The organism is Limnohabitans planktonicus II-D5, from assembly GCF_001270065.2.
Taxonomy (GTDB): Bacteria; Pseudomonadota; Gammaproteobacteria; order Burkholderiales; family Burkholderiaceae_C; genus Limnohabitans_A; species Limnohabitans_A planktonicus.
In genome coordinates this window covers 22,198-48,354 of sequence record NZ_LFYT02000032.1, presented here as the reverse complement: position 1 = coordinate 48,354, position 26,157 = coordinate 22,198, and the positions used below count along the sequence as shown (strand labels likewise).

General features: G+C 58.7%; 23 protein-coding genes and 1 pseudogene. 11 read left to right on the top strand and 13 right to left on the bottom strand.

Translation table 11 applies throughout. The annotated features are described in order from the left end of the window. Nucleotides 1-950 precede the first annotated feature (950 nt). Together H663_RS38260 and H663_RS38255 are read left to right on the top strand one after the other, a co-directional pair. Nucleotides 951-2,318, top strand: a complete 1,368-nt coding sequence (locus tag H663_RS38260) for an MmgE/PrpD family protein (protein WP_053173252.1) — start codon at nt 951-953, stop codon at nt 2,316-2,318. A gap of 504 nt (nt 2,319-2,822) precedes the next feature. After that, entirely contained in the window at nt 2,823-3,731 is a 909-nt protein-coding gene (locus tag H663_RS38255; protein ID WP_053173254.1) for a LysR substrate-binding domain-containing protein, read from the top strand. Between the two features lie 103 nt (nt 3,732-3,834). On the opposite strand, the gene H663_RS41390 is transcribed toward H663_RS38255, so the two are convergent. Beyond that, a complete protein-coding gene (locus H663_RS41390) occupies nt 3,835-5,469 on the bottom strand; it encodes a hypothetical protein (RefSeq protein WP_133240063.1) in 1,635 nt (544 codons plus the stop codon). Between the two features lie 155 nt (nt 5,470-5,624). Here H663_RS41390 and H663_RS42555 point away from each other — a divergent pair. Beyond that, nucleotides 5,625-5,795: pseudogene (locus H663_RS42555) on the top strand (LysR substrate-binding domain-containing protein); the annotation flags it as partial. 59 nt (nt 5,796-5,854) lie between these two features. Here H663_RS42555 and H663_RS38240 read toward each other — a convergent pair. Both H663_RS38240 and H663_RS38235 read right to left on the bottom strand, forming a co-directional pair. Beyond that, nucleotides 5,855-6,238 carry a helix-turn-helix domain-containing protein gene (locus tag H663_RS38240; protein WP_053173259.1) on the bottom strand — a complete coding sequence of 128 codons (384 nt, stop codon included), beginning with the start codon at nt 6,236-6,238 and terminating at the stop codon, nt 5,855-5,857. Between the two features lie 11 nt (nt 6,239-6,249). Further along, nucleotides 6,250-6,543 (bottom strand): type II toxin-antitoxin system HigB family toxin, encoded by a 294-nt coding sequence (locus H663_RS38235; protein WP_053173262.1) that lies wholly within the window; start codon nt 6,541-6,543, stop codon nt 6,250-6,252. A 164-nt stretch (nt 6,544-6,707) separates the two neighbouring features. On the opposite strand from H663_RS38235, the gene H663_RS38230 reads away from it, so the two are divergent. From H663_RS38230 to H663_RS38215, 4 genes are read left to right on the top strand one after another with little or no spacing between them, the layout of a single operon-like run. Continuing rightward, nucleotides 6,708-6,956 (top strand): AbrB/MazE/SpoVT family DNA-binding domain-containing protein, encoded by a 249-nt coding sequence (locus H663_RS38230; RefSeq protein WP_053173264.1) that lies wholly within the window; start codon nt 6,708-6,710, stop codon nt 6,954-6,956. 8 nt (nt 6,957-6,964) lie between these two features. Next, on the top strand, nt 6,965-7,492 hold the full coding sequence (locus H663_RS38225) for an ATPase (RefSeq protein ID WP_053173265.1): 528 nt from the start codon (nt 6,965-6,967) through the stop codon (nt 7,490-7,492). After that, nucleotides 7,489-7,689, top strand: a complete 201-nt coding sequence (locus tag H663_RS38220; protein ID WP_053173267.1) for a hypothetical protein — start codon at nt 7,489-7,491, stop codon at nt 7,687-7,689. Before H663_RS38225 ends, H663_RS38220 begins: the two co-directional genes overlap by 4 nt. A 3-nt stretch (nt 7,690-7,692) precedes the next feature. Continuing rightward, nucleotides 7,693-8,097 carry a type II toxin-antitoxin system VapC family toxin gene (locus H663_RS38215; protein WP_053173269.1) on the top strand — a complete coding sequence of 135 codons (405 nt, stop codon included), beginning with the start codon at nt 7,693-7,695 and terminating at the stop codon, nt 8,095-8,097. A 17-nt stretch (nt 8,098-8,114) separates the two neighbouring features. Here the strand turns inward: H663_RS38215 and H663_RS38210 are convergent, their stop codons facing one another. Both H663_RS38210 and H663_RS38205 read right to left on the bottom strand, forming a co-directional pair. After that, on the bottom strand, nt 8,115-9,038 hold the full coding sequence (locus H663_RS38210; RefSeq protein ID WP_240620573.1) for a virulence RhuM family protein: 924 nt from the start codon (nt 9,036-9,038) through the stop codon (nt 8,115-8,117). 10 nt (nt 9,039-9,048) lie between these two features. Next, the gene (locus H663_RS38205) at nt 9,049-9,228 is read right to left on the bottom strand and encodes a hypothetical protein (RefSeq protein WP_116695929.1); all 180 of its coding nucleotides are present in this window, start codon (nt 9,226-9,228) and stop codon (nt 9,049-9,051) included. A gap of 224 nt (nt 9,229-9,452) precedes the next feature. Between H663_RS38205 and H663_RS38200 the strand changes: the two genes are divergently transcribed. Genes H663_RS38200 through H663_RS42255 form a run of 4 tightly spaced genes read left to right on the top strand, consistent with a single transcriptional unit; the run spans nt 9,453 to nt 16,358 of the window. Next, complete coding sequence (locus H663_RS38200) at nt 9,453-10,892, top strand: Wadjet anti-phage system protein JetA family protein (protein ID WP_083451202.1); 1,440 nt, start codon at nt 9,453-9,455, stop codon at nt 10,890-10,892. Further along, a complete protein-coding gene (locus tag H663_RS38195; protein ID WP_053173273.1) occupies nt 10,889-11,560 on the top strand; it encodes a DUF4194 domain-containing protein in 672 nt (223 codons plus the stop codon). The genes H663_RS38200 and H663_RS38195 overlap by 4 nt, the downstream gene beginning before the upstream one ends. Further along, nucleotides 11,557-15,216 carry an SbcC/MukB-like Walker B domain-containing protein gene (locus H663_RS38190; RefSeq protein WP_053173276.1) on the top strand — a complete coding sequence of 1,220 codons (3,660 nt, stop codon included), beginning with the start codon at nt 11,557-11,559 and terminating at the stop codon, nt 15,214-15,216. Before H663_RS38195 ends, H663_RS38190 begins: the two co-directional genes overlap by 4 nt. Beyond that, nucleotides 15,213-16,358 carry a Wadjet anti-phage system protein JetD domain-containing protein gene (locus H663_RS42255; protein ID WP_240620572.1) on the top strand — a complete coding sequence of 382 codons (1,146 nt, stop codon included), beginning with the start codon at nt 15,213-15,215 and terminating at the stop codon, nt 16,356-16,358. The genes H663_RS38190 and H663_RS42255 overlap by 4 nt, the downstream gene beginning before the upstream one ends. 120 nt (nt 16,359-16,478) lie before the next feature. Here H663_RS42255 and H663_RS38180 read toward each other — a convergent pair whose 3' ends face one another. From H663_RS38180 to H663_RS38145, 8 genes are all read right to left on the bottom strand, one after another. Then, the gene (locus tag H663_RS38180) at nt 16,479-17,480 is read right to left on the bottom strand and encodes a phosphotransferase enzyme family protein (protein ID WP_053173278.1); all 1,002 of its coding nucleotides are present in this window, start codon (nt 17,478-17,480) and stop codon (nt 16,479-16,481) included. Nucleotides 17,481-17,650: 170 nt separating this feature from the next. Beyond that, nucleotides 17,651-17,968 carry a CoA transferase gene (locus tag H663_RS38175; RefSeq protein WP_276309853.1) on the bottom strand — a complete coding sequence of 106 codons (318 nt, stop codon included), beginning with the start codon at nt 17,966-17,968 and terminating at the stop codon, nt 17,651-17,653. After that, complete coding sequence (locus tag H663_RS38170) at nt 17,965-19,314, bottom strand: type II toxin-antitoxin system HipA family toxin (protein WP_053173282.1); 1,350 nt, start codon at nt 19,312-19,314, stop codon at nt 17,965-17,967. Before H663_RS38170 ends, H663_RS38175 begins: the two co-directional genes overlap by 4 nt. Before the next feature lie 2 nt (nt 19,315-19,316). Then, entirely contained in the window at nt 19,317-19,637 is a 321-nt protein-coding gene (locus tag H663_RS38165) for a helix-turn-helix domain-containing protein (RefSeq protein ID WP_053173284.1), read from the bottom strand. Between the two features lie 337 nt (nt 19,638-19,974). Then, the gene (locus H663_RS38160; protein ID WP_053173286.1) at nt 19,975-21,195 is read right to left on the bottom strand and encodes a CaiB/BaiF CoA transferase family protein; all 1,221 of its coding nucleotides are present in this window, start codon (nt 21,193-21,195) and stop codon (nt 19,975-19,977) included. Continuing rightward, on the bottom strand, nt 21,192-23,036 hold the full coding sequence (locus H663_RS38155) for an acyclic terpene utilization AtuA family protein (RefSeq protein WP_053173638.1): 1,845 nt from the start codon (nt 23,034-23,036) through the stop codon (nt 21,192-21,194). The genes H663_RS38160 and H663_RS38155 overlap by 4 nt, the downstream gene beginning before the upstream one ends. Before the next feature lie 114 nt (nt 23,037-23,150). Continuing rightward, nucleotides 23,151-25,247: an acetyl/propionyl/methylcrotonyl-CoA carboxylase subunit alpha gene (locus H663_RS38150; RefSeq protein WP_053173640.1), complete on the bottom strand. Its 2,097-nt coding sequence runs from the start codon at nt 25,245-25,247 to the stop codon at nt 23,151-23,153. A gap of 22 nt (nt 25,248-25,269) precedes the next feature. Continuing rightward, nucleotides 25,270-26,154 carry an enoyl-CoA hydratase/isomerase family protein gene (locus tag H663_RS38145; RefSeq protein WP_053173289.1) on the bottom strand — a complete coding sequence of 295 codons (885 nt, stop codon included), beginning with the start codon at nt 26,152-26,154 and terminating at the stop codon, nt 25,270-25,272. Nucleotides 26,155-26,157: the final 3 nt, after the last annotated feature.

Below are 26,157 nucleotides of genomic sequence, written 5' to 3'. Positions count from 1 at the left end.
CGGCTTTAGCCCCGACATGCAGCCTGTGCCGGAGCGAACAGATGTCGGAGCTAAAGCTACCGACCTACAAGGCAAGGCCTGTGGTTTTCCGTAGGTCGGCGGCTTCAGCCCCGACATGCAGCCTGTGCCGGAGCGAACAGATGTCGGAGCTAAAGCTACCGACCTACAAGGCAAGGCCTGTGATTATTCGTAGGTCGGCGGCTTTAGCCCCGACATTGACTCTATGCCGGAGCCCACAAATGTCGGAGCTGAAGCTACCGACCTACAGGGCGCGGCCTGTGATTATTCGTAGGTCGGAGGCTTTAGCCCGACATGCAGCCTGTGCCGCAGCGAACAGATGTCGGAGCTGAAGCTACCGACCTACAAGGCAAGGCCTGTGGTTTTTCGTAGGTCGGCGGCTTTAGCCCCGACATGCAGCCTATGCCGGAGCCCACAAACGTCGGAGCTGAAGCTACCGACCTACATGGCCAGGCCTGTGGTTTTCCGTAGGTCGGCGGCTTTAGCCCCGACATGCAGCCTGTGCCGGAGCGAACAGATGTCGGAGCTAAAGCTACCGACCTACAAGGCAAGGCCTGTGGTTTTCCGTAGGTCGGCGGCTTTAGCCCCGACATTGACTCTATGCCGGAGCCCACAAACGTCGGAGCTAAAGCTTCCGACCTACATGGCCAGGCCTGCGGTTTTCCGTAGGTCGGCGGCTTTAGCCCCGACATGCAGCCTGTGCCACAGCGAACAGATGTCGGAGCTGAAGCTACCGACCTACAGGGCGCGGCCTTTGGTTTTTCGTAGGTCGGCGGCTTTAGCCCCGACATGCAGCCTGTGCCGGAGCGAACAGATGTCGGAGCTGAAGCTTCCGACCTACAGGGCGCGGCCTGTGGTTTTCCGTAGGTCGGCGGCAACAGAGCCGACAGGGATCAGCCAAGCCATTTGATACAGAACACAAGGAGACAGTCATGACAAACAACACGACATCCAACACCGCCCAACTCGCCGCCTTCGCATCCGCGCTGCGTTTCGACGACATCCCAGAGCCGGTGGTCCGCAAGATCGAAGACCTGTTGGTGGATTGGTTCGGCTCGGCCGTGGCCGGGCACGGATCGCGCCCGGTGGAGAGCATCACCCGCTTTGCGCAAGCCATGGGGCAGGCCCAAGGCCCGTCTGAAGTCATCATCAACGGCGCACGCACCACGCCGTATTTGGCGGCCATGGCCAACGCTGCGGCCTCGCATGTGGCCGAGCAAGACGATGTGCACAACGGTTCGGTGTTCCACCCGGCCACGGTGGTGTTTTCGCCTGCCGTGGCGGTGGCACAAGCTCTGGGCGCGAGCGGCAAGCAACTGCTGGCCGCATCGGTGGTGGGCTACGAAGTCGGTATCCGTGTGGGTGAATTTTTGGGGCGCTCGCACTACCGTGTGTTCCACACCACCGGCACCGCAGGCACCTTGGCAGCGGGCGCTGCTGTGGGCCATTTGTTGGGTCTGAACGCGCAGCAAATGCAGCACGCGCTGGGCTCGGCCGGCACGCAGTCGGCAGGCCTGTGGGAGTTCTTGCGCACGGCGGCCGACAGCAAGCAGCTGCACACCGCGCACGCCGCCGCAGCGGGCCTCATGTCCGCCTACTTGGCCCAAGACGGCTTCACGGGCGCAGCAGAAATTCTGGAAGGCCCGCAAGGCATGGCCGCAGGCATGTCGAGCGACGCCGACCCGAGCCGCCTGGTGGACGGCCTGGGCACGCGCTGGGCTACGGCCGAGACCTCGTTCAAGTACCACGCCAGCTGCCGCCACACCCACCCGGCGGCCGATGCGCTGCTGCACGTCATGCAGACCCATGGCCTGAAAATCGAAGACCTGGCCCAAGTGGTGACGCATGTGCACCAAGGTGCGATCGATGTGCTGGGACCGGTGGTGCGGCCCGTCACGGTGCACCAGAGCAAGTTCTCGATGGGAACGGTGCTGGCGCTGGTGGCGCAACACGGCCACGCGGGACTGACCGAATTCGACCGCGACTTTTTGAGTGCACCCACCCAGGCCTTGCGCGACAAAGTCAGCATGGTTCTGGACGCCGAAGTGGACAGCGCCTACCCCAAACGCTGGATCGGCAAAGTGATCGTCACCACCACCGACGGCCGCGTGCTGCACGGCCGCGTGGACGAGCCCAAGGGCGATCCGGGCAACACGCTCTCGCGCCAGGAGATCACCGACAAAGCCCTGCGCCTGGCCGCCTTCAGCGGCGGTGCCACACCCGAAGCCATGCGCCAAAGCGTGGACGCGCTCTGGCAAGTGGCCACTTGGCCCAAGGTGGGCGCTTTACTGGTCAATTGAAAGCCCCATGTCGGACTCTGCGAGTGCCGACCTACGGGCGAACCACAAGACCCTTGTAGGTCGATGGTCGAAGACCCCGACAGGTGGGAGTTCACCCCGTGGCAATTTTGATGCGGCTGATGCGCTATGGGCAAATGTCGGACTCTGCGAGTGCCGACCTACGGGCGAACCACAAGACCCCTTGTAGGTCGGTGGTCGAAGACCCCAACAGGTGGGAGTTCACCCCGTGGCAAGTTGGATGCGGCTGAAGAGCAATGGGCAAATGTCGGACTCTGCGAGTGCCGACCTACGGGCGAACCACAAGACCCCATGGAGGTCGTTGGTCGAAGACCCCAACAGGTGGGAGTTCACCCCGTGGCGAGTTGGATGCGGCTGAAGAGCAATGGGCAAATGTCGGACTCTGCGAGTGCCGACCTACGGGCAAACCACAAGACACTTGTAGGTCGGTGGTCGAAGACCCCGACGTGAGCCTTTGCCAGAGCAAGCGGCTGGCACAATCCCCCCATGTCTGTTCATTTCGATCTGGTGGATTTGCGACTCATGGTGCGGGTGGCTGAAGCCAACAGCCTCACCAAAGGAGCCGAGGCCTCGCACATTTCGCTGCCTGCGGCCAGCACGCGCATCAAAAACCTCGAAGAAAGCATTGGCGCCAAGCTGCTGAACCGCCACAGCCAGGGCGTGACCCTCACGCCACCGGGGCAAGCCTTTGTGCACCGGGCGCGGCTGGTGCTGGGCCAGATCGAACACCTGCGCGGCGACCTGCAGGAATACGCCAGCGGCATCAAAGGCCACCTGCGCGTGTATGCCAACACCACGGCCCTGGGCGAGTTCTTGCCCGAAGTGCTCAAGCGCTACCTGGCCACGCACCCCGATGTGAACATCGACCTGCAGGAAAAGCCGTCGAATGAAATCGTGCGTGCCGTGATGGACGGCAAGACCGACATCGGCATCGTGGCCGGTTCGGTGCGCACTGAAAACCTGCAAACCCTGCCTTACCGGTCTGACAGCCTGGTGTTGGTGGTGCACGATGGCCACCCCGTGGCCGACATGCCCAGCATGCCCTTGATCGACGCACTCGAATTTGACCATGTGGGCCTGCACGAAGCCAGCGCCTTGCACGCCTTCCTCAACCGCGAATGCGAACAGCTCAACAAGCCGCTCAAGCTGCGCATCCAGGTGAGCAACTTCGAGTCGGCCTGCCGCATGATTGAAGCCGGTGTGGGCGTGGGCGTGCTGCCCGAATCGGCCGCCCGCCGCCACGCCCGCAGCATGGCCATCCGCCTAGTGCCGCTGTCCGACGCCTGGGCGATTCGTTCCATGCAGATTTGCGTGCGCAACTTCGACGAACTGCCGGGCTTTGCGCGGGACTTGATTGATTTGCTGGCGGAGGATGCAAGGCTGGCGAGGGGTTGAATGGTCTGAGTGTTCAGACATCAGATGAAGCTATCGCTTGGAAGGCTTCCTTACAACTGCAGGCAGCCTTACATGAAGGCTGCCTGCAGGACTCATGACACATTCACTTAACTTGCTTGGTGGTCAGGACCAAGCTGTTATCCGTCTTGGGTAGAAAGGTATAAATCCTGCTGCCTGATAGTTGAATCTGACTGTCTGAAGAAATCCGTGCCACAAAGGTTCCTCCGATCAACGCGCTGGGGGACATCGGCCCTGTGAAAACACGATTGCCAGCAGTTCCACCCAAATCGGTGGCTGATGGAAGAGTGCCTACGGTGTGCATGGCATTGTTTGCTACATCCCACCTCTGCAGTGTTCCGCCTGTTCCTGTTGTACCTAATGTCTGTGGCACAACATAAACGCTGTCACCCCTGAAAGTGTTGTTGGACGCATCGTAGACTGTTTGATTGGAACCATAGACCATGGCGTTACCAGCGTCGTAAAGTAAGTTGTCGGTTTGGTTCAGAAAATTCAGGGACCAGCTGCCGTTGTTAGAGGAAATTCCCGTCACGGCCAATTCGCCAGAAAAGGATGAGGCCATATAAATCGTGGACGATGGTGCTTTTAAGACGGTTTGAGTACCTGTTGTCGTGTCCACTTTGATCAATGACCCTGTGCTGCCCGAGCAGACCGAGGCGTACACAGCGCCATTGAGTGTGGTCGCTGCGATCAAACTTCCGGTGCCTGTAGCCAAAGTATTGGCTGATGCGGCAGATCTCGAAACAGAGGTGATTCGCCAAGTGCCTGTGCATGAGGTGCTGGCACCAGAACTGAAATAAGCATAAGCATTCGACGCATCGTTACCCGCCAGTTTCCAGCCGGAAGTGCCTGATAACGCGGGAACGTTTGAAATACTGGGCGTCCCGTTGACCATTCGCATGGCTTTGAGCAGTCCGTTTTGTGTGTAAAGAATCAAATCCGACAAGTTGGCAACACTGGAAAATTGAGAGGTGTTTGTAGAAAAACCGGATTCAATGGCGGTTGTACCAGGCTGGTCAATAGACCATAAGTCAATTTGGCCGCCTTCTTTCCAGGTGACAAGCCAATGGGTGGGTTGTCCCGTTGTGGGTGAGCGCAAGTAACCCAAATATCGATTTTTAGATGACACAGTGGAGATGTACGGTACGCCAGTATCTGAAAACGTGATCAGCATTTGTCCGTCATCGCTGGTGTTGCACAAGCCGTCTGTGCCAGCAGTATCGACAATCATTTGACTGGCAAAAGGTTTGGAAAAGTTTCTCGCCAGTTGGCTTGTGCTGCACAAGTCGGCTGCAGGGGCAGTCGATTGGACAGGACGTGCACCATTGGCGAGCAACGACGTGACGCGCACAGTGCCATTGCGATGGTCAACATAGGCCGCATTCTGCAAATCAGTGAACTGTCCCTTGGTTGGGTTCCATTGACCTTGACTCAAAGAGACCCCCAACTGCGTTGCTGCAGCCGATGTGTCGATTTGGTATTCGGTATCTGGTGTGGATGCATGCACCAGTGAAAGTGAAGTTTGCAAGGGTGATGCTGTTGTGAAGCCGGAGGGCTTCAAGACCACTTCATAACTCCCTGATTTAGGCCATGAACTCGTGTTTGTGTCAGGTGTGTTGGGTGCACCACCACCGCCACCACAGGCGGAGATCAACAAGAAGGCCATGCTCATGGCCGACAGCTTGACAGCGGGCGTTGATGGCAAATGGAATTTGGTCATTTTTTTCCTTTACAGCAATTTTTACAGGTGCCGAAGGAAATCTTAACTCAATAAAATGCAAATAAAGTACTAATAAATTTATCATTTTAATTGTTTAATAGCAAAATTATCAAACTCTTTATGCTGAATTGACGTGTTTGAACCGCGAATGCGAACAGCTCAACAAGCCACTCAAGCTGCGCATCTAGGTGAGCAACTTCGAGTCGGCCTGCCGCATGATTGAAGCCGGTGTTGGCGTGGGCGTGCTGCCCGAATCCGCCGCCCGTCGCCACGCCCGCAGCATGGCCATTCGCCTGGTGCCCTTGTCTGACGCCTGGGCTTTGCGCGGGACTTGATTGATTTGCTGGCAGAGGATGCGCGCTTGGCGATGGCTTGAGGGCAGGCCTCAAGCAGCCAACCATTCATCCCGCAAAAGATAAGGCTGGATCAAGACTTCCGCAGGCAACTGAAGCTGGGCGACCAAGCGACGGATCATCTCCAGTGTCAGCGGGCGTGTTCTGTTCAGGATGTCGGCAACACGGCCACGAGGCCCAATCATGGGCTCCAGGTCTTTGCGAGTCAGACCACGACTTTCCATGACGTGCTCGATGAATTCAATGGGGTCAGGGTCGGCAATGGGATAGTGTGTTTTCTCGTAATGCTCGACAAGCAGCGTGAGCACATCCAGTCGCTCGGCTTGCGCGGATTTGGCGGGGGCAGACCAGAGCTGCTCGATTTGATCCAATGCAGCTTTGTATTCTTTTTTGTTGTGAATGGTGCGGATTTCCATGGGGCTTTCCTTTAAACAGTGAGCACATCAATCTTGTCGTATTGCGCATGTGTGCCGACAAACTTCACGAACAACAAGCCTTTGTCATCACGCACCAGCACCACCAATCGGTAGTCATTGCCATTGATGTTGAACACCACGCGGTTGTTGGCTGTAAAGCTTGCATGTCGATAGGCCTCTTGGATGTCAGCTGGCGACTTCCATTGCGCTCTGCTGGACAGCGCGTACCAGGCCATTAACGGTGTTTGTGCATCCGGATGTTTTGCCCAAAAAGCACGGAGCGTTGATATCGCAATGATTCGCATGCTGCATCATGATACCAATATGGTATCTTTTCAAAACAGCGAGACACCATGCGGGCCGCTGGGCTCAAAGCTCAAAGCTCAAAGCTCAAAGCTCAAAGCTCAAAGCTCAAATCAACGGTCAAGTATTACTCAAGTAAAATCAAGTAAGAATTTCAGGAGTTCGCATGAGCACCACCCTCACCGTCAAAGGCCAGGTAACCATCCCCAAACCCATCCGCGATGCCATGGGTTTGACCCCTGGCACCTCGATTGACTTTGCCGTCAACCGCAGCGGCGAAGTGGTGCTGCACAAAGCCGACAGCGGCAAGGCCACCCGCAAGGCCAAGCCCCAGCCCGACCGCTTCGAAGCCGCCCGAGGCAAAGCCGACGTGGCCTGGAAAACGCAAGACCTGATGGCCTTGCTGCGTGGCTGAGCTGAGCCATGTCGCTTCAAACAGATTTGAAAGTCATCATCATTGCCGGTCCCAACGGCGCTGGTAAAACCACATTCGCACGCGAATTTTTGCCTAACGAGGCGGCGTGTCCGACTTTCGTGAATGCCGACCTCATTGCCGCAGGGTTGGCACCTTTTGCGCCAGAGACAGCAGCGCTACAAGCCGGGCGACTGATGTTGACAGAACTGAAGCGGCACTTTTCACAAAGGCAAAGTTTCGCTTTTGAAACCACCCTTTCTGGCCGTGCTTATGCGAATGCCATCCGTCGCTGGCAAGCTGCAGGCTACAAAGTCGAGTTGATTTTCTTAAAACTGCACGACGCACAAGAGGCCATAGCGCGTGTGACCCAACGCGTATTGCAAGGCGGGCACCACATCCCTGATGAGGTGATTCGTCGTCGCTTTGAGCAAGGACTGAAAAACCTTGCACAAATTTACCAACCGCTGGTCAATGTCTGGGCGGTTTATGACAACTCCGGCGAAGTGCCAAAGTTGATCGAATGGAGTGAAGAATGAAGCCACAACTTCCTATTGAACAAGCTCGAAACAGCGATTTACGCGGCTCGGCTGCTGCGCTTTTACGCGCTGCGCAACGGGCACGCGAAGTGGCCATGCGCACACAAACAGCCTTGGTGGTGAGGCGCAATGGGGTGCTGGTTCATGACCGCATCAGCGAAATTGCAGGCACGCCAGTGACACAGGGTAAAGCCTGACGCATGCTGGTCGACACCAACGTCCTGGTGGACGTGCTTGAAAACGATCCCACATGGGCCGACTGGTCCATCGCGCAACTGCGCGCCCAAGCGCAAATCCACCGCCTGGTCATCAACCCTGTGATCTACGCCGAACTGTCGCTGACCTTCAGCAACGTGGAAGCGCTGGACGCCACGCTGGCCGACTTGCAAATCCCGGTGGTCGAGACGCCCAAGCCCGCGCTGTTTTTAGCGGGTAAAGCCTTTGTGCAATACCGCAGGCAAGGCGGAACCAAAAGCAACGTGCTGGCCGATTTCTTCATTGGTGCACATGCTGCGGTGGCGGGCTTGCCCGTGCTGACGCGGGATGTGCGTCGCTATGCGAGCTACTTTCCTACGGTGCGATTGATCGCGCCTGACATCAACTGAACAAATCGCGGAATCGATCAGTGACTCGTGGACGAACTCTGAGCGAAAGCGCCTTCGAGCACCTGGCGTTCGTTGAAAGTCAAAAACCCATCCAGCTTTTCGGCCCAGTCTTTCAAAAACACCTCTTTACGTCGCAGGGCTTGGTCTTCTGCGTAATCCAGCCACATCGTCACGATGCGGTTGAGTGATTGAATTTCAGGCTCATGAAGGTAGTTTTTGGCCACTGTGACATCTGCTTTTTGTACGCTGCCCGATTTCCAAGTGGTCAAGCCCATGTGTGGCTGGGTGCTGTCGGCACGCTCAGCGATCAATTCGGCGGCCGTTTTGCCTGTGACGGCGAAATGCAGCTTGTTTTGTATGAAGCGGGAAAAACGTGTGGTCTCGGGCAGCGACGGTGAATAGTCCGCTGCCATGGCAAAAATTTCCCGTACCCGCAGATACATGCGCCGTTCGCTGGCGCGAATGTCGCGGATGCGCTCCAGCAACACGTTGAAACGGTCGGGCGCCGCCGAATCCCCCACAGGCGGGTTCTTCAGGCGCTCGTCATCCAGCAAAAAGCCGTTGACCAGATAGTCCCGCAAGCGTTCGGTGGCCCAGCGGCGAAACTGCGTGCCCCGTGCCGAGCGAACACGGTAGCCCACCGCCAGGATGGCGTCGAGGTTGTAGTGGTCAATGTTCCGGTTGACGGTTCGCTCACCCTCTTGCCGAACTATTAGGAATTTCCTAATGGTTGCCGAAGATTCAATCTCGCCATCGGCATAAAGCGTTTTCAGATGCTCGTTGATGGTGGGCACCTTGACCTGAAAAAAATCGGCCATCAAGGCTTGCGTTAGCCAGAGCGAATCCTCGATGAACCGACACTCCACACGGGTGCGGCCATCCTCGGTCTCGTAGAGCAGGAATTCGCCGGGCATCACTGGACCGTTTCTTAGGGTGTTCACGATGTGGCCTTTATCGTAAAAAGCCCAGGCTAAACACCTGCGGGCGCAACTTGTCGGTCAGGGCTTGGTAGGCCGACTCAAAGGGGGTGAAGTTGACGGGGGCGGTGTCGCCGCTTTTGTTGCGCTCGGCCAGGGCGTTGCGGATTTGGTACCAGCCTACCTCTGAGCGGTTTGGTAGATTTGGCCGCACGTTAATTGCAGGACTCTTACTCTCATCTTTTGATGTGCGAAAGTCCAATACACTTACGCTAAGTAGGTTCAAATAATTACTTTTTCCAATGATGAATCAAGTATTGGTCAGCTGACGATCAGCACTCTAAGAACGTTGCCTTTAGTAGATATTGACGTCAAGCAGAGTTGCCAAATTCCTCGACAAGACAGGGATAGGGAGAAAATTTTCAAGGGAGTGATTTATTGAGCGCAAACGTATTTTTTGAAGCCGAACGGCAGAGGTTTTTCCGGCCTTTAAGCAGTTCCCGACGGGAGCTGGTTTCAGCCTGTTTACGTGCACTGTTCGAGCGGCTGCACGGCCCTGCTGCAGACTATGTCCACAACCTGAATCGAGAAGCCCTCAAGGAGCTTATTGCTCCTGTGGTGCGCGAGCACCAAAGCGAACTCGATACCGATGCTGAGCAGGACGAATTCAACACAACGGACGCGGTCGATCCCCAGCAGCTCACCGTCACGGTCATTCGTGCGCTACTACGGGACGGGTGGCTGGAGCAGTATCCGGACCGCAATGGCTTAGTCACCGCATTCCGATTCTCGAGGCCTGGCAAATTGTTCGCCGAGGCCTTCTGGGCGCTCCACCGTCCCAGTCGCAGCCGGCAACGCAATATGCGCGGCTGCCGTAATGCCCTTGAAGCCGCACTGAGCGAACGTGGCGACGCGCATGACCTGGTAGACGCCTATGAGTACGCAGAAAAGGTCATCGAAGACCTGACCGAGGGCATCGACTACCTGCAGGAACGAATCCGCCACCTCATGCAGGAAGCCACTGTGCACTCCCAGTGGGATGACTTCGTAGAATTCTTGGACCGGTTTCAACGGGACTACTCCAAGCAACTGACTGCTGACAGCGCCACGCTTAATCGACAGGGTATTCGGCAAAAGATTGAAATGCTTCGGGTCAGTTTAGACAGCCAAAAATACAAGCGCGTTGAAGAGCAGCTTCAAGACATTGCTCAGTGGGCTGTCAAAGAACATACTGGTTCTTCGGTGTTCGAATGGCTGCTGGACCGCATTGATGACATCGTCAATGCCGCCTGCGACACCAAGCAGCCCACGTTCGTGCGTGCCATGGACACCTACATTCGACGTATCACGGGCCTTGTGCAGCAGTCCATGATGCTGCGTACCGGGCAAAACCGCCATGCCTACCTCAATGCCATCTCCAAGCTCGCCGAACGCGACAAAGCCGGGCAAGACAAGCTATTGCAGACCATTGGGGAACAAATTTCTTGCGTAGAAATCCGCCTTTTGGACCCATCCAGCTTCAAGTTGCGGTCTGCTACACAACGACGCAAAGCCGCCACCATTTCCATACAACCTCGCGCCAGCCGCGCCGCGCGCCTTGAATCGTTCATGAAGCGCGCCGAATCTGAAGCCTTTGCGGTGGCTAACGAAGAGCTTGCGAGCAAGTTGCGGGGTGACCTTCGATTGTTTCAGCATCCAATTCACCTGTCGTCATTGCCTCCAGAGACGGCGCGGGACCTCATCAGCAACATGCAAGCCGTTGAAGCCGTGCGCAATACCAAAGGACGTGACCTGGCGGCCACAAGGCTCCCAGGCCGCGTTGAGAATGAGTTCTACAGCGGCTACGACTACGAATTTGATTTCAAGAGAGATTTATGAGCCTCACAACCGAATTGCGCGAGAAGCTGGCGAAAACCACTGTCACGATGGAACGGTTTCGTGAAATCGCAACCCGTTTGCTGTCATACGGCGTGCTGGTGCGAGATGAAGATCGTACAGAACAGGCGCTGTACGACGAAACTCGTCAGGTGGAATCGTTGTTGTCAGAGTACTTCGAGGTAGTCGGGATGTACCTGCATCACGACGTCAACGCCCAGTTCTTTCGCCTCTACGCTCCCGGCGCTGTTGTTGACGGGATCCGGGAGGACACCTTTTCTCCGGTACCTTCGTTGAAGGCACGGGTGTCTACCGACTTCGTTGCTGCGGCCATAGCACTGCGGTTCCTCTATCAAGAAAAGTTGAACCAAGGGCTCATCGACACCCAGGCCGAGGCACTTATCAGCGTTGACGACCTTGCATTGACGCTGATAACCCAGCTCAAGCGGCAACTTCCGGAGCGCGATGGTGAGCGCATGGGGCTTCTGGCAGAGCTGAAAAGACACCGCCTTCTCAGGTACTCATCCACGTTCAGCGTGAGCGATGAAGACGCCTACCTCGCGATACGACCAACCATCTTGGGCGTTGTCAGTAACGAAGCTTTAGCTGTTGCAATGGATGCCGACGGTGAAATCGAACCTGTCATGCAGGTTGAGGAGCCACAAGAATGAAATTAGACCGATTGATTCTCGTAAATTGGGGACAGCTGCGCCCTGGCAACTTTGAAATGGGTGACATGACGCTGTTGACCGGCGAAACCGGTTCTGGCAAATCGACGATGCTCGACGCCCTGCAGACTGTGATGACCGCTGCGAACAAAGGCGTCATGAATTACAACCCCGGCCAAGACGAAGTGACTCAGGGCCAGCGCCGTGGCAAAACCAAGCGCACGCTGGAATCCTACGTTGTCGGCGCCGAGTACAACAACTTCTCCCGCAAGGACGGCGCACAAGGCTACATGGCTGCAGTTTTCCGGCAAAGCAAGGGTGAAGAACACTTGAAGCCCTTCACGGCCCTCGTTGCGGCATCTGCACGGGTGGAAGGCTCCACCGCTGATACGCGCCAAGCGAAGTTGGAAAGCCTGCAGCTCGTCATCGTGGATGACGCCGCTTTGACTTTCGAAGATTTCATGAAGGACGTTGAGACCAATGAGTGCATTGCTGTGGACCGCATCGCGCGGCACCTTCAGTCCAAATTCAGCCGAGTCCATGATTTCAATGAGAAGAAGATGGACTACTTGTGCGCGCTGTACGGGCGCTTTCGGGGCAAGTCCAGCGTAACCAAGGATGAGGCGACCAATGCAGCCAAGGCTTGGGTTCAGTCCATTGCTTACCGCCCTATTGGCTCTGTCCATGAATTGGTACGAGACGAGATTCTGGATTTCGACGAGAGGCAGCTCCAGCAAGACATTGAGCGCATCAGTGGGCTCATGAAGCAGGTCAGTAATCTGCGGCAGGAAGGCGTGCGTCTAAAGGATAGCGTTGTACGGCTCGCAACTTTGCAGGCAGCCATTGACCAAACCGCCAAGGCCCACGAAGCCCACGTGATGCAAGGCATGTTGGTCGCAAAACTCCAGCTGAGCAACGACGATGTCGCCATAGAAGCCAAGAAGAAGCTGATAAGCAAGGCAGACGAAGCCATCAAGGAAGAGAACGGGAAAATCACTTCGTGGAACGCGCGACTGGCAGTCATTGACGACCAGCGTGTGCAATTGACTGCCCAGCTTCAGGGCATCCCGGTGCACAACCAAAAGATGGAGCTTGATAGCAATCTGGCCAAGGCTACGGCCACTGCACGAGCTAGTCTGGATGAGCTGTCACTTTCCCTGATAGCTGCCGGCCTGTTGGAACAGCGCTCAAAAGAGTTGATTTCAAAGCCGATTCCGGAGTCCTTCAAGGAATTGCAGAAAGCCGTAGACCGGGTTGCCAAGGCTTATGGGCAAGTCGACTTCCCCCGTCTGGCAGCTTGCCGTGACAGCGTGGCAGAAGCGACAAAGGGTGAAGAGTTGAACGTCTGGAAGTTGTACAGCGTGGTTTCGGCGCTGTCCGGAATCAACCAAGGCATCGACAATTTGCACGTAGCACTAGTTGGCACGGACGAAAGCGTGGCCATGGCGATTTCAGCGGAGGCGACTACGGTTTCACAGATTAAAACCAAGGCCGACGATAAGGTGCGCGATTTGGGCAGTCAGAAGTCCCGACTTTTACAAGGTAAGGTCTCGTATCCCCCCTATGTTCAGCGGGGGCTGGACTTGCTCCATGAACAGTTCCGGGATGCCAATGCACAAGTCTTGTGTGACTTGGTCGAGCCCAAGTCGGAAACGTGGCAGACGGCTATCGAGGGGTACTTGGGGAACGCGCGCTTCAACATCATTGTTTCTCCAGAGTGGGAGCGCAGGTGCGTGGACTTTCTCAAGTCACGCGCCATCTCTGCAAAAATCATCCAGGGTGCAATGTGCCTGAAGGACGCAGAGGGCAAGGTACTGCCAACCGACTCCATCGTAAGGGAGCTGACGGCTGCCAACCCCATCGCATGGGCGTACTTGGTCGAGCAGTACGGTGGCGTTGTCAAGGTCGCCGATACCGAAGCTTTGCGATATACCAAGCGCGGTATCACCTTGGACGGCATCGGCTCTGGAAGCCGCTCCATGTTCACTGCTGAGAAAAAGTCGAACAATGTCTTTGGTATCAAGGCGCGTGAACAAGCACTTGTCAAGGTAACGAAAGAATTGGAAATCGCTGAAGCTGAGGCTCTTGCATTGGGAAACACCCAGGCGTTCTTGGATTCGATAAAGTCCGCGTTGCTAGGTCTCAAGGCACCACGTTTCGACGCCAATGCGTTGCGAGATGCGGCCAATTTGATTGAAAAGACGCGAGCGTCCCTGGAAACCCTCGACATCACAGAACTCAATGTGATGCAAGAGACGCTATTGCGGATTCAGGGCGAAATTCGCGACTTCTATTTAAGCATTTCGGCTGCGAACCAGCGGGTCGGCGAGCACAACAGCGCCATGGCTAACGCGGAAGCTGCCATCAAAGGGATTCAAGCGAGTAAGCAGGACCATTTGAAGGCGCTGGAGGGGCAAATCCAAAAGCTCAAGAAGTTAGTTGCGTCCAACCCCGCATTCACCTATCCGGCGCTGGTGGCCGGGATTGACGAAAGGCTTTCTCAAGCACCGGTAACCCTGGAAGTAGCAAAGAATGCGCTTGGGGACCTGGCAGTTAAGCCCGGTAACTTGTTGGTGGACGCCCGAGAGGCGCTGACCCACTACAACAGTCAGGCCAAGCCAGACGAGCGGTTTGTCGTCACACTTACCGCCTGGCATGACACCCAGTCGTTTGACGCCACCTACTATGCATTGATCGAAATGGCTAAGGTGGTTGTCAAGACATTGGACGGACTGCGTAGTATTGGCTTGTACAACAACAGCCGCGAGCTGGATAAGGCCGAAAAATCTTTCCATGATGTTTTCACAAAACAGTTCTGTGTGGAAATCAAGAGCCGTGTGGACGACGGTATCCGCACCTTGCGCCAGATGAATGGTGAGCTCAAAAACTTGAAGTTCGGCTCCGACAGCTTCAGCATTGACTGGTCGCGTTGGGAACCTGAATTCGAGGATTACCTCAGTTTTTTCGGCGAGGTGACGAAGCTTGCCGATTCGGCCGAGTCGATGGACCTGTTTGGAGACGGCACTTTCAGCGAGCGGCACGCCAACATCCGTGACAAGCTGGTCAAGCTGCTGCTGGATGACAACCAAGAGCGCGCGACAAAGGATCTCATGCGCATTGCCGACTACCGCAATTACCGGCACTACGACATCATCAACGACACCTCGAGCGGTGGGCGCGTAAAGCTCTCTGAGTGGGGCACCGGATCCGGCGGCCAGCTAGAAACCCCTGCGTATATCGTTCGCGCGGCGGTCGTCACGAACCGGTTGAAGCTCTTTGAGAAGAGCCCCAGCCTGAAACTGCTGGTGAACGATGAGTCGTTTGCCAAGATGGACGAGCCACGTGCACGTGCGGTCTTGAGTTTCTTGCGCGACAAGCTGGACTTACAAATCATCAGTGCTATGCCGACAATGAAAGCTGGCGCTCTTAAGGACGAATTCAATCGCGAGTACAGCTTCACGCGACTGGCTGTTCCCAATGGGGAGCTCGACTTCATTTCCGAATGTGACGAACGCATTTTCAAGGAAGACAAGATGCGTGACCTGTGGGAGCGGCAGCGAGTGCTGGCCCGTGAAAAGGCAAAGCAACTCTTTGACCTCGCTAACCCAGAGGAAGACACTGATGACGCCCCTGACGAAGTGGCCGTGGTGGGCAAATGACTGAACCGCTTTGGCTACATAGCCAGCCCATTCAAGCACTGCTCAACCACCTTGTTGATAAATTGGATAGTGCCGAACAGCGTGGGAGTGCCACCGCGCAGACGATACCGCTGACTTCAACTACATGGCCAGCGCTATATCGGGCCCCGATGGAGTCCGACAAGGAATTTTATTGGGAACAATTGCTGGTGCTGGTGAAGCTGGGATGGTTTCAAGTTACCCCAGTTACCGCCAGTCGCTCAGTCGCTGGCTATGACGAAAATCCCCGTATTAAAGTGCTGGACATCGAGGCAGTCCGCAAGGCCACTGGCCGTATGGCGCGCCAGAAGACTGCGTTAGAGCGCTGGCGGGAGGCACTGTCCCTGCACCTGGACGCAACCGATGAGGTCAAGAAGGTTGCTGGGGATTACTGCATCGACATGCCTGACCGTGAAATGGCTGAAGTCGTGGAGCGGTTAAATGGGCTCAGGGCCTTGGCTGACACGCACATGCTGCTGCGGGAAGTGTCCGCAAAACTCTTCTGGGGTATGTCCAAGGTGCTGGACAACAGGACCGGCCTAGTAGCTGCTTTGTTGGGTGTGGAGGAATGCCCCTTTTCGGAGTCTCCTGTTCAGCTGCAGGTCTACTTGCCGATTGGTGGCTTCAGTGGGGTTCTGTTCGTCGAGAACTTGATGAGCTTTGAGCAGGCAATGCGCTCCAAGGGCCAGGCCTTCTCCAAGCTGGCTCTGGTGTATGCCTCGGGGTTCAAGGGCAGCGCGGCGCGTCTGCGTACCCCGGAAGCGGTATCGCTGTTCTTTTCCCACAGAGGGGAGCTTGGAGGCGACCGGATTGACTACTTTGATAGTTGGCTGTTTGGAAAGGACATCGCCCTTCCCGTTTCGTTTTGGGGCGACCTGGACTGGTCAGGCATGAGGATTCTGGCGGCCATGCGAAATAATTTTCCAGTAATGCAAGCCTGGGAGCCCGGCTATCAGCCCATGCTTCAAAGCCTCTTGGCTGGTCAGGGGCACTCGCCGGAGGCTTCGGACAAAAAGGGACAGCGACCGATGGTGGCTTTTGGCTGCCCGTATGCCGACGCCCATTTGGTGCCCGCACTTACTGCCCATGGCCGATTTGTAGACCAGGAGCAATTCACGCTTTAGGCGCCCTACCTCACGCCAATGCTGTACAAACACAAAGCAATTAAGTGAGATGATTGAACATGCTGACTATCCGGAGCATTCAGCGTTTTACTTTTCGCGGGTGCTGAAAGGGCCTTGCCACTAAGTTGGCAATTGCAACAGCTCCCATTGACGCAGCAACTCGACCTGTCTGTGAAGTTGACCCGTCGTCATGGTTTGGGAACCCCAAACCGGCACGCGTCCTGCGAACTCGCCCAGCAACCAGAATTGCCGCACTGCCATGAAGCGTGCGATGGCAGCAAGGTCGGCATCTGCGACCGGCCGCCTGTCCCGGTAAGCCGCGATGAAATTTTTCCACCGCATTTGCACCCTGGTGCTCGCCTCCTCGTCTGGCATGCGTGGGTAAAGGTTCCATGGGTAGACCGCAAGCTCATACGCCAGATAGCCCGGCCCTGCTTCGTCAAAATCGAAGAATAGGGCCTGGCGTTCGCCTTCGCTGTTGGTGATGATGAAGTTGTTCTGACCATGCGCGTCGCCATGACACAGCACATGGCTGAGTTCTCCCATGGCAAGAATTTCATCGTGTAGCCGCAAGCCCAGTTTCTCGAATTTCGGGCGCAATTCGCCGGTCATGGAAGGCGCGCGAAGAAATCCCTCCAGCGGTTTAAGGAGCAGGTAGTTGAGGTCAAGTACATAGGCGCTCTTTGGCCCTTGGTAGCTTTTGCCGCCGGTGTGCAAGGCGGCCAATCCTTGTGCAAAGGCCTGTATGTCAGCGGTTTCTGGACCGGTCATCTCCCCGTCCAGATATTCGAACAGCATCAGTGTTCGGGTGCCTTCAGGCAGCGGCACCTGTATGGCTATATCACCGGCCACCGTTGTGACGCAGCGAGAGACTGGGCAGCCAAGCTGTGCCCAGTGCTCCAGCGCTGCAGCCTCAAACAAGGCATTGGGACCCCCCCTCGGTCGGTCAGCACACAGACGTGCCACAACGCGGCGTCCGTTGGCAAATTCAAGTCGATAGACCTGGTTGAAGCTTCGCCTTAAAAACTCACTCTCAACGACCTCGCCAAGCCCATAGTGGGCCTGCACAAAGGCTGCGACGCTGTTGGCCGTTGGCGTTGATTGCGCGATTTCCAGTGGCATGTTAATTCCGCAAAAAAGGGCGTGATTGTGTCACAGCAGAAGTGAGCACAACAAGCTACATCCGGCCTGCTAAAGGACTTCTGGCCGACTTTCACCCTAACCGTCTTTCACCGGATGTAAATGAAAATTTTTGAATCAAGCCATTGACGAGTCGTTGTGTTAGTTCCCCCTCAAACCACCCCCCGCGCCACCAGCCCCGCCACTTGCGCATCACTCAGCCCCAGCTCTTCGCGCAAGGCTTGCAGGCTGTGTTCACCCAGCCGTGGCGGTGCTTGGTGTGTCACGGGTGATGCAGAAAAATTCAGCGGGCTGCGCACCAGGCGCACGGTTTGGCCTGATCTGTGGGGCAGTTCCACCACCATTTGGCGGTGTTGGGTTTGGGGGTTGGCAAAGACTTGCGCCATGTTGTTGAACGCTCCCGCATCGTCCCTGAAGCAGACGCATGCGGTCTGCTTGGCCCGTGCTTCTTGACTCGACCAATATCTCAGCTCATCAGTTTCAAGGGACTGCGGCCCAGGACCTTTCTGGGTGCTTTCGCGTCGGCTACCTTGGCCAGTGCATCATCGCCATACAGGTGGTCCAGGTTCGGCAGGCTCCAGCCTTTTTGCAGACGAAGGCTGTTCATGCCCTCGTTCCAGGCTCTCAGCATGCGCACGCCTACTTCGGTGAAATGCTTGTTGTCACGCGTGGCGCGCAACACTTCTGGTGATACCTCCACGATGGCCTCGCACACGCGCTCCACTTTGGCATGGACCCCAGCCAAACCAATGCCACAGTAGTGCTGCAAGAACAGGGTCAGTGCCTTACCCGGGTTCCATGTCTGGAGGCCTTGGATGGACATGCCTGGCGGATTGTTGCAATAGTCGTCGTAGACGGTGATGCTGAGCATGTCGTAGACGGGCGCCAGTCGCACATCCTGCCTGCTCGAATAGAGCAGGGCAATGTTCTTGGTGTGGCAGTCCGCGTTGCGCAGCGCATAGGTCAGCAGCAAAAGGTTGCCCAAGTCCGAGAGTGCGGTGGCCTGGCATCCCACAGGGGTCACGTCCTTGATGCGCTTGGCCACTCGCTCCCAGGTGGCGTCGTATTTCTGTTCAGGTCGCAGCGAAAGCAGGCTGCAAAGGTCTTCCATGCCCAGACGGGTCCGGCCGTCTTCTTCGTAGTCAAAGCGGTGCACGACCAGGGCCTGTGCGTCGTCGGAGACCTCGGTCTTTGCGGCGTTGCCAAAGGCGCGCTGCGCCACTTGCATGCAGAAATGCTCGTTCAGGGCCACCCCGGGCAGGGAAGCGGGCGTGCCTTTGACGATGAATTTTTCGGTGGCCAGTGTGGTCTTCCCGGGCAGCTTGTTGGCATCCTGGCCAGCAGCCGCAGCCGCAGCCGCAGCCGCTGGCGCAAGGAATTTGGGCACCACGCCGCTGACCCCGCTGACGGCGAACTCCCGCACCAGGCCCATGAAGGCCTGCTCCGAGTTGTCACCGCGCAAGATGTGTCGTACCTCGAATGCCACCGGTGGCGACTTGGGGTCCGCGCCTTCAGGAGCGACCTTCACGCGCCCGATGGCATTGCGTCCGACCACGCTCAGCAGGTTCAGGGGTGAAGAGCCGACATGGGGACCCAGGCGCTCCTGCAGCACCGAGAGCAGGAAGCCCTCTGGCAGGTTCATCCGAAAGAGCGGGTGCAGCTCCGGGTAGTCGTAGGACTGGGTGCGCACGGGCATGAGCAATGAGGTGAATTGCTCGGGCTTGGCCGTAGGGTAGTAGGAGAGCACATGCCCAAAACCATCGGGCGAGTCCAGCGTGGCCACGGGGGTGTCATGGACAAAGACGGTCAGTCTCATGGTTATCCCCTGGCCCGTTGAGTCATCGGGTGTTGGGCTTCAAATTCAACCTGTGCTCGGCGTTCGGCCAGCGCGTCATCCAGGGTAAAGCTGGCCCCTGACCTACGCAATGGGGTGACGCTCAGGCCCGCCCCCAATACCTCCAGCAGACGTAGGAGTTTTCGGGAGCCAAATTCGCTGAGTTGGCCCGTCTCCAGCCGGGCCAGCGTGGACTGGGCAAGGCCAGAAAGCTTGCCCAACTCGCGTTGGGAGAGGCCCTGATCACGTCGCAGACGCGCAACCTCCAATCCCAGCTCGGGCAAGTTCGACAGGTGCATAGACATGAGGGCTCCTCCAGGGCGGTTCAGCAGAGGACAAGTTGTGCGTTATTTGTCATCAACTGAGGTGGTTCATCGAAGGGTTTAGCACTCTCAGTGCGGCCAATCAGATGGCAAATATATCATCACTTCTAAGATCAATGTTTTGACCGGTAGCTTAGCATTTACCTTGAAATCCATTAATAAAGTGATGCTGTAGCAATGGGCAGCCAATTTTTTTTGATCGATCCATTTGAACAATTGATGCTGAATACAGTATCACGTATTGAATCACTCCATCACCTATTTGATGATAAATAAAGCATCAAAATAACCATAAGCTGTTGAACACCCCATCTCTCCCTCAAACCACCCCCCGCGCCACCAGCCCCGCCACTTGCGCTTCACTCAGCCCCAGCTCGTCGCGCAGTGCCTGCAAACTGTGCTCACCCAGCCGTGGCGGCGCTTGGTGTGTCACGGGTGATGCAGAGAAGTTCAGCGGGCTGCGCACCAGGCGCACGGTTTGGCCTGAGCTGTGGGGCAGTTCCACCACCATCTGGCGGTGTTGGGTTTGCGGGTCCGCAAAGACTTGGGCCATGTTGTTGATCGGTCCGGCCGGGACGTTGGCAGCGCTCAGTTGTTCCAGCAACTGGGCGCGGGGCTTAGCGCGCACCAGGGCCTGCAAAGCAGTTTGCAGTTCGCTGCGGTGGGCGATGCGTTGCATGTTGGTGGCAAAGCGGGGGTCGGCGGGCATGTGGGGTGCGCCCAGCACGGTGCACAGTTGGCCAAATTGCGTGTTGTTGCCTGCCGCGATGATGATCAGCCCGTCGGCGCAGTCAAACACTTCGGACGGTGATGCAATCGGGTTGGTGTTGCCCACGCGCTGCGGTGCTTTGCCGCTCATCAAATAACCCACGGCCAAGTGGCCGTTGAAGGCAACGGTGGCGTCCAGCATGGCCGCGTCGATGGCCTGGCCTTGGCCGGTTTTTTGCCGGTGCATCAGTGCGCCCAGGATGCCGATGGTGGCGTACAGGCCCGTCACCATGTCGGTCATCGGAATTGAAGTGCGCATGGGGCCGCCGCCGGGCTGATCGTCGGGCAGGCCACAGGTGCTCATGGGTCCGGCAAGGCCTTGCAAGATGAAGTCGTAAGCGGGCTTGGGCGCATACGGGCCGGTCTGCCCGAAGCCGGTGACCGAGCAGTAAATCAGCTCGGGTTTCAGGCCTCGCAGGCTGTCGGCGTCCAGACCGTATTTGGCCAGGGACCCGACTTTGTAGTTCTCCACCACCACGTCGCAGCGCAGCGCCAGATCGCGCACGATTTGCGCGCCTTCTTCGCTGGCAATGTCCACCGTGATGGATTGCTTGCCCCGGTTGTAGGCCAGGTACAGGGCCGAGTCGTTGCTGGGTTGGCCCGTGGACGGGTCTTTCAGGAACGGTCCCATGCGCCGCGTGTCGTCGCCTTCGCCGGGCTTTTCGATTTTGTAGACCGTGGCCCCCATGTCGGCCAAGATTTGCGTGCACATGGGGCCTGCGATCACGCGGGTCAGGTCCAGGACCTTGATGCCTTCGAGGATGGCGCTCATGGCTTGTCTCCAGAGGTGGGTGCGGCCAGCACCGAGGTGGGCACGCGCAGCGGCATGTCCAGCAGCATTTGAGCAAACGATTTGCCCAGCGGGTCCGAGCGCAGGCTGCACACGCCGCCGCCGCCCAGTGCATGGTGCAACACAAAGTTCAGGGCTTGCAAGCCCGGCACTTCGTAGCGCAACACCGGCCCTTGCACCAGGTGGCAGAAATAGGCATGCACCTGATCGGCTTGCAGCTGTGCGCGCAGCCAAGCCCAGGCCTTGGGGTGCCGTGCAATCACACCGATGTTTTCGTCATCGCCCTTGTCGCCACTGCGCGCCCAGGCCAGGTCGATCAGGCGGCAGTCGTGCAGGGGTTCGTGTGTGTCGGTGCTGGCGCTGGATTCAGAAGAAGTGATCTCGGCGGTTGTCGTCCATGGCGCGGGGTTTGGCATGTGGTCACTGGCATCCGTGACTCGGTCGTCCAGCCTCATCTGCAAGTGCACCTGTGTTTTGGGCACCATGAAGGCGCACAGTTTGATGACGGGCTGGATATCGGCACGCCCCGAAAACGAAGACCGCGTGCCCGGCCCCATCGAGGTGCCGCTGCTCGCGCATTCGCGTTGCAGCACCGCCAGGGCCTTGGCTTGTGCGTGTCGCACTGCGATGCGCAGCACCACCTCGCGTGCGGTGTGCGCCTGTGCGTGCGGGCCGTAATGCGACTCGCCGCCCAGCAGTTCCACACAGGTCTCGCTGTAATCACCAAAGCCTTGTTCGGCCATCATGGCGCGTGAGCGGGTCAATAGGGCTTGCGCGGTGCGCTCGGCCTTGAGCGGCGCGTCGATGCCGCGAATCGCCAGCATCAACTGCAGCTGATAGCCGTCTTGCCAAGTGGCGTTGGCTTTGTAGTGCGTGGGGGCGGGCAGGCCGCGTGCGCCGCTGACTTTCACGGTGTCGTGACCCGTGCGTTCCACCTGCACCTGCCGCCAGTCGCAGCACACATCGGGCATGAGGTAGTTCGCCGGATCGCCCACTTCGTAAAGAATTTGCTCAGCCACCGCGCCGGGGTGGATCAGGCCGCCTGTGCCTTCGGGCTTGCTCAGTTCCAGGCTGCCATCTGGGGCCACGTCGATCACCGGGTAGCCCATGTTTGCCCAGTCCGGCACGTCTTGCCAGTCGGTGAACAACCCGCCCGTGGCCTGCGCGCCGCACTCGATCAGATGGCCCGCGAGCGTGCCAGCAGACAGGCGGTCCCAGTCCTGCCAGGACCAACCGAACTCATGTACCAACGCGCCCAGCACCACCGCGCTGTCCACGCAGCGGCCGGTGATGACCACGTCGGCCCCGGCCGCCAGCGCCTGGGCAATGCCGCGTGCGCCCACATAGGCGTTGGCCGACAGGGGGCGTTCGGGCAAGGGGGCGTCCGCCGTGGTGCGTACGCCTTGCGTTTGCAGTGCGTTCATCTGCGGCATCAGGTCGTCGCCGGTCATCACCGCAACGCGCAGGGCGATGCCTTGCTTTTCAGCGACCTGCATCAGCGCATCGCGGCAGCCTTCGGGGTTGAGGCCGCCCGCGTTGGCAATCACCTTGATGCCGCGTTCGTGGATGGCTAAGAGGTGCGGGGTCATGACGGCCTGCACAAAGTCGGTGGCGTAACCCAGCGCCGGGTCTTTGGTCCGCGCCTTGGCCAAAATGGCCATGGTGGTTTCGGCCAGGTAGTCATAGACCAAATACTGCAGGCCCGGCACCTGCATCAGCTGCGGCGTGGCCATGGCCGAGTCGCCCCAAAAGCCGCAGGCCCCGCCGATGCGCACGCGACGCTCTGTTAATCCCGCTTCCCTGTTCGTAGGCGTTTCACCCATGGCACTGCTCCCGTAGGAGCCCACCCTGTGGGCGATTGGGCGTGGCACACGCCCACAAAACCATCGCCCACAGGAGTGGGCTCCTGCGCCAAGAGGCACTGCCCAGATTCGCCTTCATGCCGCCTCCGCTTCGATCTGCAGCAGCAGCGCGCCTTTGAGGGCCTGCCCTCCCGACTGCACGCGCAGCTCGCGCACCACGCCGGTGATCGGCGCGGTCAGCGTGTGTTCCATCTTCATGGCTTCGAGCATCAGCAGGCGCTCGCCCGCCTGCACGCTTTGGCCTGGCGACACCATCACCTGCAGCACGCGGGCGGTGAGGGGGGCAAGCACAGCGCCGCTGCCTGCGGCCTGTTCGGTTTGGCCGTGGGCGGCGGGGCATTCAAAAACCCAAGCGCGGCCTGCATGAAAAATCTGCACCCCGCTGTCGGTGCGGGCGCTGCAAATCTGCTCGCGCAGACCTTGGCACTCCAGCGACAGTTCGGTGTGTGCAGCGTCTTGCCACTGCACATGCGTCAGCGTTGTGGTGTGGGTGTAGAGCGTCAGGACATGGCGGTCAGAAATTGCGGCAGATGTTGAGGCAGTTCCAACACCACCCAGCGCTGTGCATTGCACCTCCCAAGCTGTGCTTTGGCCCGTGCCGGTATCGGGCGCTTGCGGGCAGCTTGTCGGGCGGATGCGGTAACGCCAGCGCTGCCCGCCGCATTGCAGCAGGCCTTGCGCTTGGCCTTGTCCCAGCGCACCCGCGTGCACATGGCCGTGGTCATTGGTGGGCAAGCTGTGCACTTGCGCGGCCAAGGCCGCCAGCGCCACGGTGTGCGCACTGGGCACGGGCGCGGCCGGTGGCAGGCCCATGCGTTCGGCCACAAAGCCGGTGTCCACGCGTGCGCCCTGCACAAACACCGTGTCGGCCAGGCAGTCGGCCAAAAAGCCCTGGTTGCTGGGCAGGCCCAGCAGCACGCAGTGGCACACGGCTGAAAGCAGTTTGCGGCGGGCCTCTTCGCGGTCGCGGCCGTGCGCCACGATCTTGGCCACCATGGAGTCGTAATGCGGGCTGACCTCGCCGCCTTCTACCAGTGCGGAGTCAATGCGCACGTCATGCGCCACGGGTGGACGCCAACGCAGCACAGGACCGGTTTGCGGCAAGAAACCCGCAGGCACGTCTTCGGCCGTGAGCCGCACTTCGATGGCGTGGCCTTTGAGTTGGATGTCGGCCTGCTGCCAAGGCAGGGCCTGGCCGCTGGCCACACGCAGCTGCCACTCGACAAGGTCAAGCCCTGTGATGGCTTCGGTCACCGCGTGTTCGACCTGCAGCCGCGTGTTCATCTCCATGAAATAGAACTGCCCATCGGCGTCGAGCAGAAATTCCATGGTGCCCGCGCCGACATAGCCCATGGCGCGGGCGCTGTCCACCGCCACCTGGCCCATGCGTGTACGCAGCTCGGCGTTCACGGCGGGTGAGGGCGCTTCTTCGATCAGCTTTTGGTGACGCCGCTGCACCGAGCAGTCGCGCTCGCCCAGGTGCACCACATGCCCGTGGCTGTCGGCCAGCAGCTGGATTTCGACATGGCGCGGGTCGATGAGGGCGCGCTCCAAAATCAGCTCGTCCGACCCAAAAGCCGTGCGCGCTTCCGAGCGGGCCGAGGCCAGCGCCGCAGGCAGTGAATCGGGCGTGTCCACCCGCCGCATGCCGCGCCCGCCGCCACCGGCAGCGGCCTTGCACATGATCGGAAAGCCGATGCGCGCTGCTTCGCGCACAAACGCTTCGTCGCTTTGATCCTGACCTTCGTAGCCGGGTATGCAGGGCATGCCCCAGCCTTGCATCAGGCGCTTGGCCCCGGCCTTGTTGCCCATGGCGCGGATGTTCTCGCCCGAGGGGCCGATGAACACCAGGCCCGCTGCATCGACCGCGTCGGCAAAGGCATCGTTTTCGGACAAAAAGCCATAGCCCGGGTGCACCGCGTCGGCCCCGGACATCTGGGCCGCCTTGATGATGGCCTCGATGTTCAGGTAGGACTGCGCGGGTGCGGCCGGGCCGATGCACACCGCGCGGTCGGCGGCCTGCACATGCAGGCTGTGCCGGTCGGCTTCGGAAAAAATGGCCACACAGCCGTAGCCCATGCGGCGCACGGTGCGCATCACGCGCAGCGCGATCTCGCCGCGGTTGGCCACCAGCACGGTGTGAAAGGGGCGTATGTTTTTGCTCACAGGCATGGCGGGTTCAATGATGGCCGGTTCAATGGCAAATGTGGGGCATTCGGTCGCAGCCCAGGTCATGCAGCCGAGCCACATCGGCACCTTGCAGCGTGAAGGACCCGCTTGGGGCACGCCGCACGCGCAAGGCGGGGAGGCCTTTTGCGCCTTCGCGGTGCATGCATTGCGCAAAGCGCTGCGGGGCATCGACCCGCTGGGGGCCGAGTGAAGGGGCACCGGCCACGTCTTGCGAGAGCTGGGCTTTGAGCGAGTGGTTGGCCTGCGGTCTGTAAGCCAGGATGCGGCTGAGCCATTGCGCCTGCAAGGCGTCGAGCGCCTCGCTGTCAGCGGCCAGCGCGTCCACCAGGCCCAGCGATTGCGCCAGCGTGCCGCTCACGCGCTCGCCGCTCAGGCCCAGGCGCAGCGCCTCACGGTGCCCTACGCGGGCTTGCACAAAGGGCGCAATCTGCGCCGGGATCAGACCCAGGCCGGTTTCGCTCAGGGCAAAGCGTGCGTCCTCAGTGGCCAGCACGATGTCGGCGCAGCACGCCAGCCCCAGGCCGCCGCCCATGGCTGCGCCTTCGACCACTGCCAGCACCGGCATGGGCAGGGCGGTGATGGCCTGCAGCAAATGGCCAAAGGCCAGGTTGCGATGGACCGCCGGGTCGCCTTCGGCGTGATCGATGGCCTGCAGGCGCGAATGGAAGTTGCCCACATGGCCATCCGCAGTGAAAAAGCCTGCACTGAAAAAGCCCGCGCTGCCGCGCAGCACGACAGCACGCAGTGCACTGTCTAAAGCAGCCCGGATGACCACATGGGCCAGCTCGGCCACCATCTCGGTCGACAGGGCGTTGTGCGTTTCGGGCCGGTGCAGCGTGACCCAGTAGATGTGGTGGGCGCGTTGCACCCGCAGGTGTTCGTAGTTCATGGG

Excerpts from the sequence above, each read along its gene's own strand:
- H663_RS41390 (WP_133240063.1), bottom strand. The coding sequence starts at position 5,469 with ATGACCAAATTCCATTTGCCATCAACGCCCGCTGTCAAGCTGTCGGCC.
- H663_RS38195 (WP_053173273.1), top strand. The coding sequence starts at position 10,889 with ATGAGCCTCACAACCGAATTGCGCGAGAAGCTGGCGAAAACCACTGTC.
- H663_RS38260 (WP_053173252.1), top strand. The coding sequence starts at position 951 with ATGACAAACAACACGACATCCAACACCGCCCAACTCGCCGCCTTCGCA.
- H663_RS38220 (WP_053173267.1), top strand. The coding sequence starts at position 7,489 with ATGAAGCCACAACTTCCTATTGAACAAGCTCGAAACAGCGATTTACGC.
- H663_RS38240 (WP_053173259.1), bottom strand. The coding sequence starts at position 6,238 with ATGGAAATCCGCACCATTCACAACAAAAAAGAATACAAAGCTGCATTG.
- H663_RS38235 (WP_053173262.1), bottom strand. The coding sequence starts at position 6,543 with ATGCGAATCATTGCGATATCAACGCTCCGTGCTTTTTGGGCAAAACAT.
- H663_RS42255 (WP_240620572.1), top strand. The coding sequence starts at position 15,213 with ATGACTGAACCGCTTTGGCTACATAGCCAGCCCATTCAAGCACTGCTC.
- H663_RS38215 (WP_053173269.1), top strand. The coding sequence starts at position 7,693 with ATGCTGGTCGACACCAACGTCCTGGTGGACGTGCTTGAAAACGATCCC.
- H663_RS38165 (WP_053173284.1), bottom strand. The coding sequence starts at position 19,637 with ATGTCTATGCACCTGTCGAACTTGCCCGAGCTGGGATTGGAGGTTGCG.
- H663_RS38225 (WP_053173265.1), top strand. The coding sequence starts at position 6,965 with ATGTCGCTTCAAACAGATTTGAAAGTCATCATCATTGCCGGTCCCAAC.
- H663_RS38190 (WP_053173276.1), top strand. The coding sequence starts at position 11,557 with ATGAAATTAGACCGATTGATTCTCGTAAATTGGGGACAGCTGCGCCCT.
- H663_RS38160 (WP_053173286.1), bottom strand. The coding sequence starts at position 21,195 with ATGAGCGCCATCCTCGAAGGCATCAAGGTCCTGGACCTGACCCGCGTG.
- H663_RS38155 (WP_053173638.1), bottom strand. The coding sequence starts at position 23,036 with ATGGGTGAAACGCCTACGAACAGGGAAGCGGGATTAACAGAGCGTCGC.
- H663_RS38180 (WP_053173278.1), bottom strand. The coding sequence starts at position 17,480 with ATGCCACTGGAAATCGCGCAATCAACGCCAACGGCCAACAGCGTCGCA.
- H663_RS38150 (WP_053173640.1), bottom strand. The coding sequence starts at position 25,247 with ATGCCTGTGAGCAAAAACATACGCCCCTTTCACACCGTGCTGGTGGCC.
- H663_RS38170 (WP_053173282.1), bottom strand. The coding sequence starts at position 19,314 with ATGAGACTGACCGTCTTTGTCCATGACACCCCCGTGGCCACGCTGGAC.
- H663_RS38230 (WP_053173264.1), top strand. The coding sequence starts at position 6,708 with ATGAGCACCACCCTCACCGTCAAAGGCCAGGTAACCATCCCCAAACCC.
- H663_RS38255 (WP_053173254.1), top strand. The coding sequence starts at position 2,823 with ATGTCTGTTCATTTCGATCTGGTGGATTTGCGACTCATGGTGCGGGTG.
- H663_RS38145 (WP_053173289.1), bottom strand. The coding sequence starts at position 26,154 with ATGAACTACGAACACCTGCGGGTGCAACGCGCCCACCACATCTACTGG.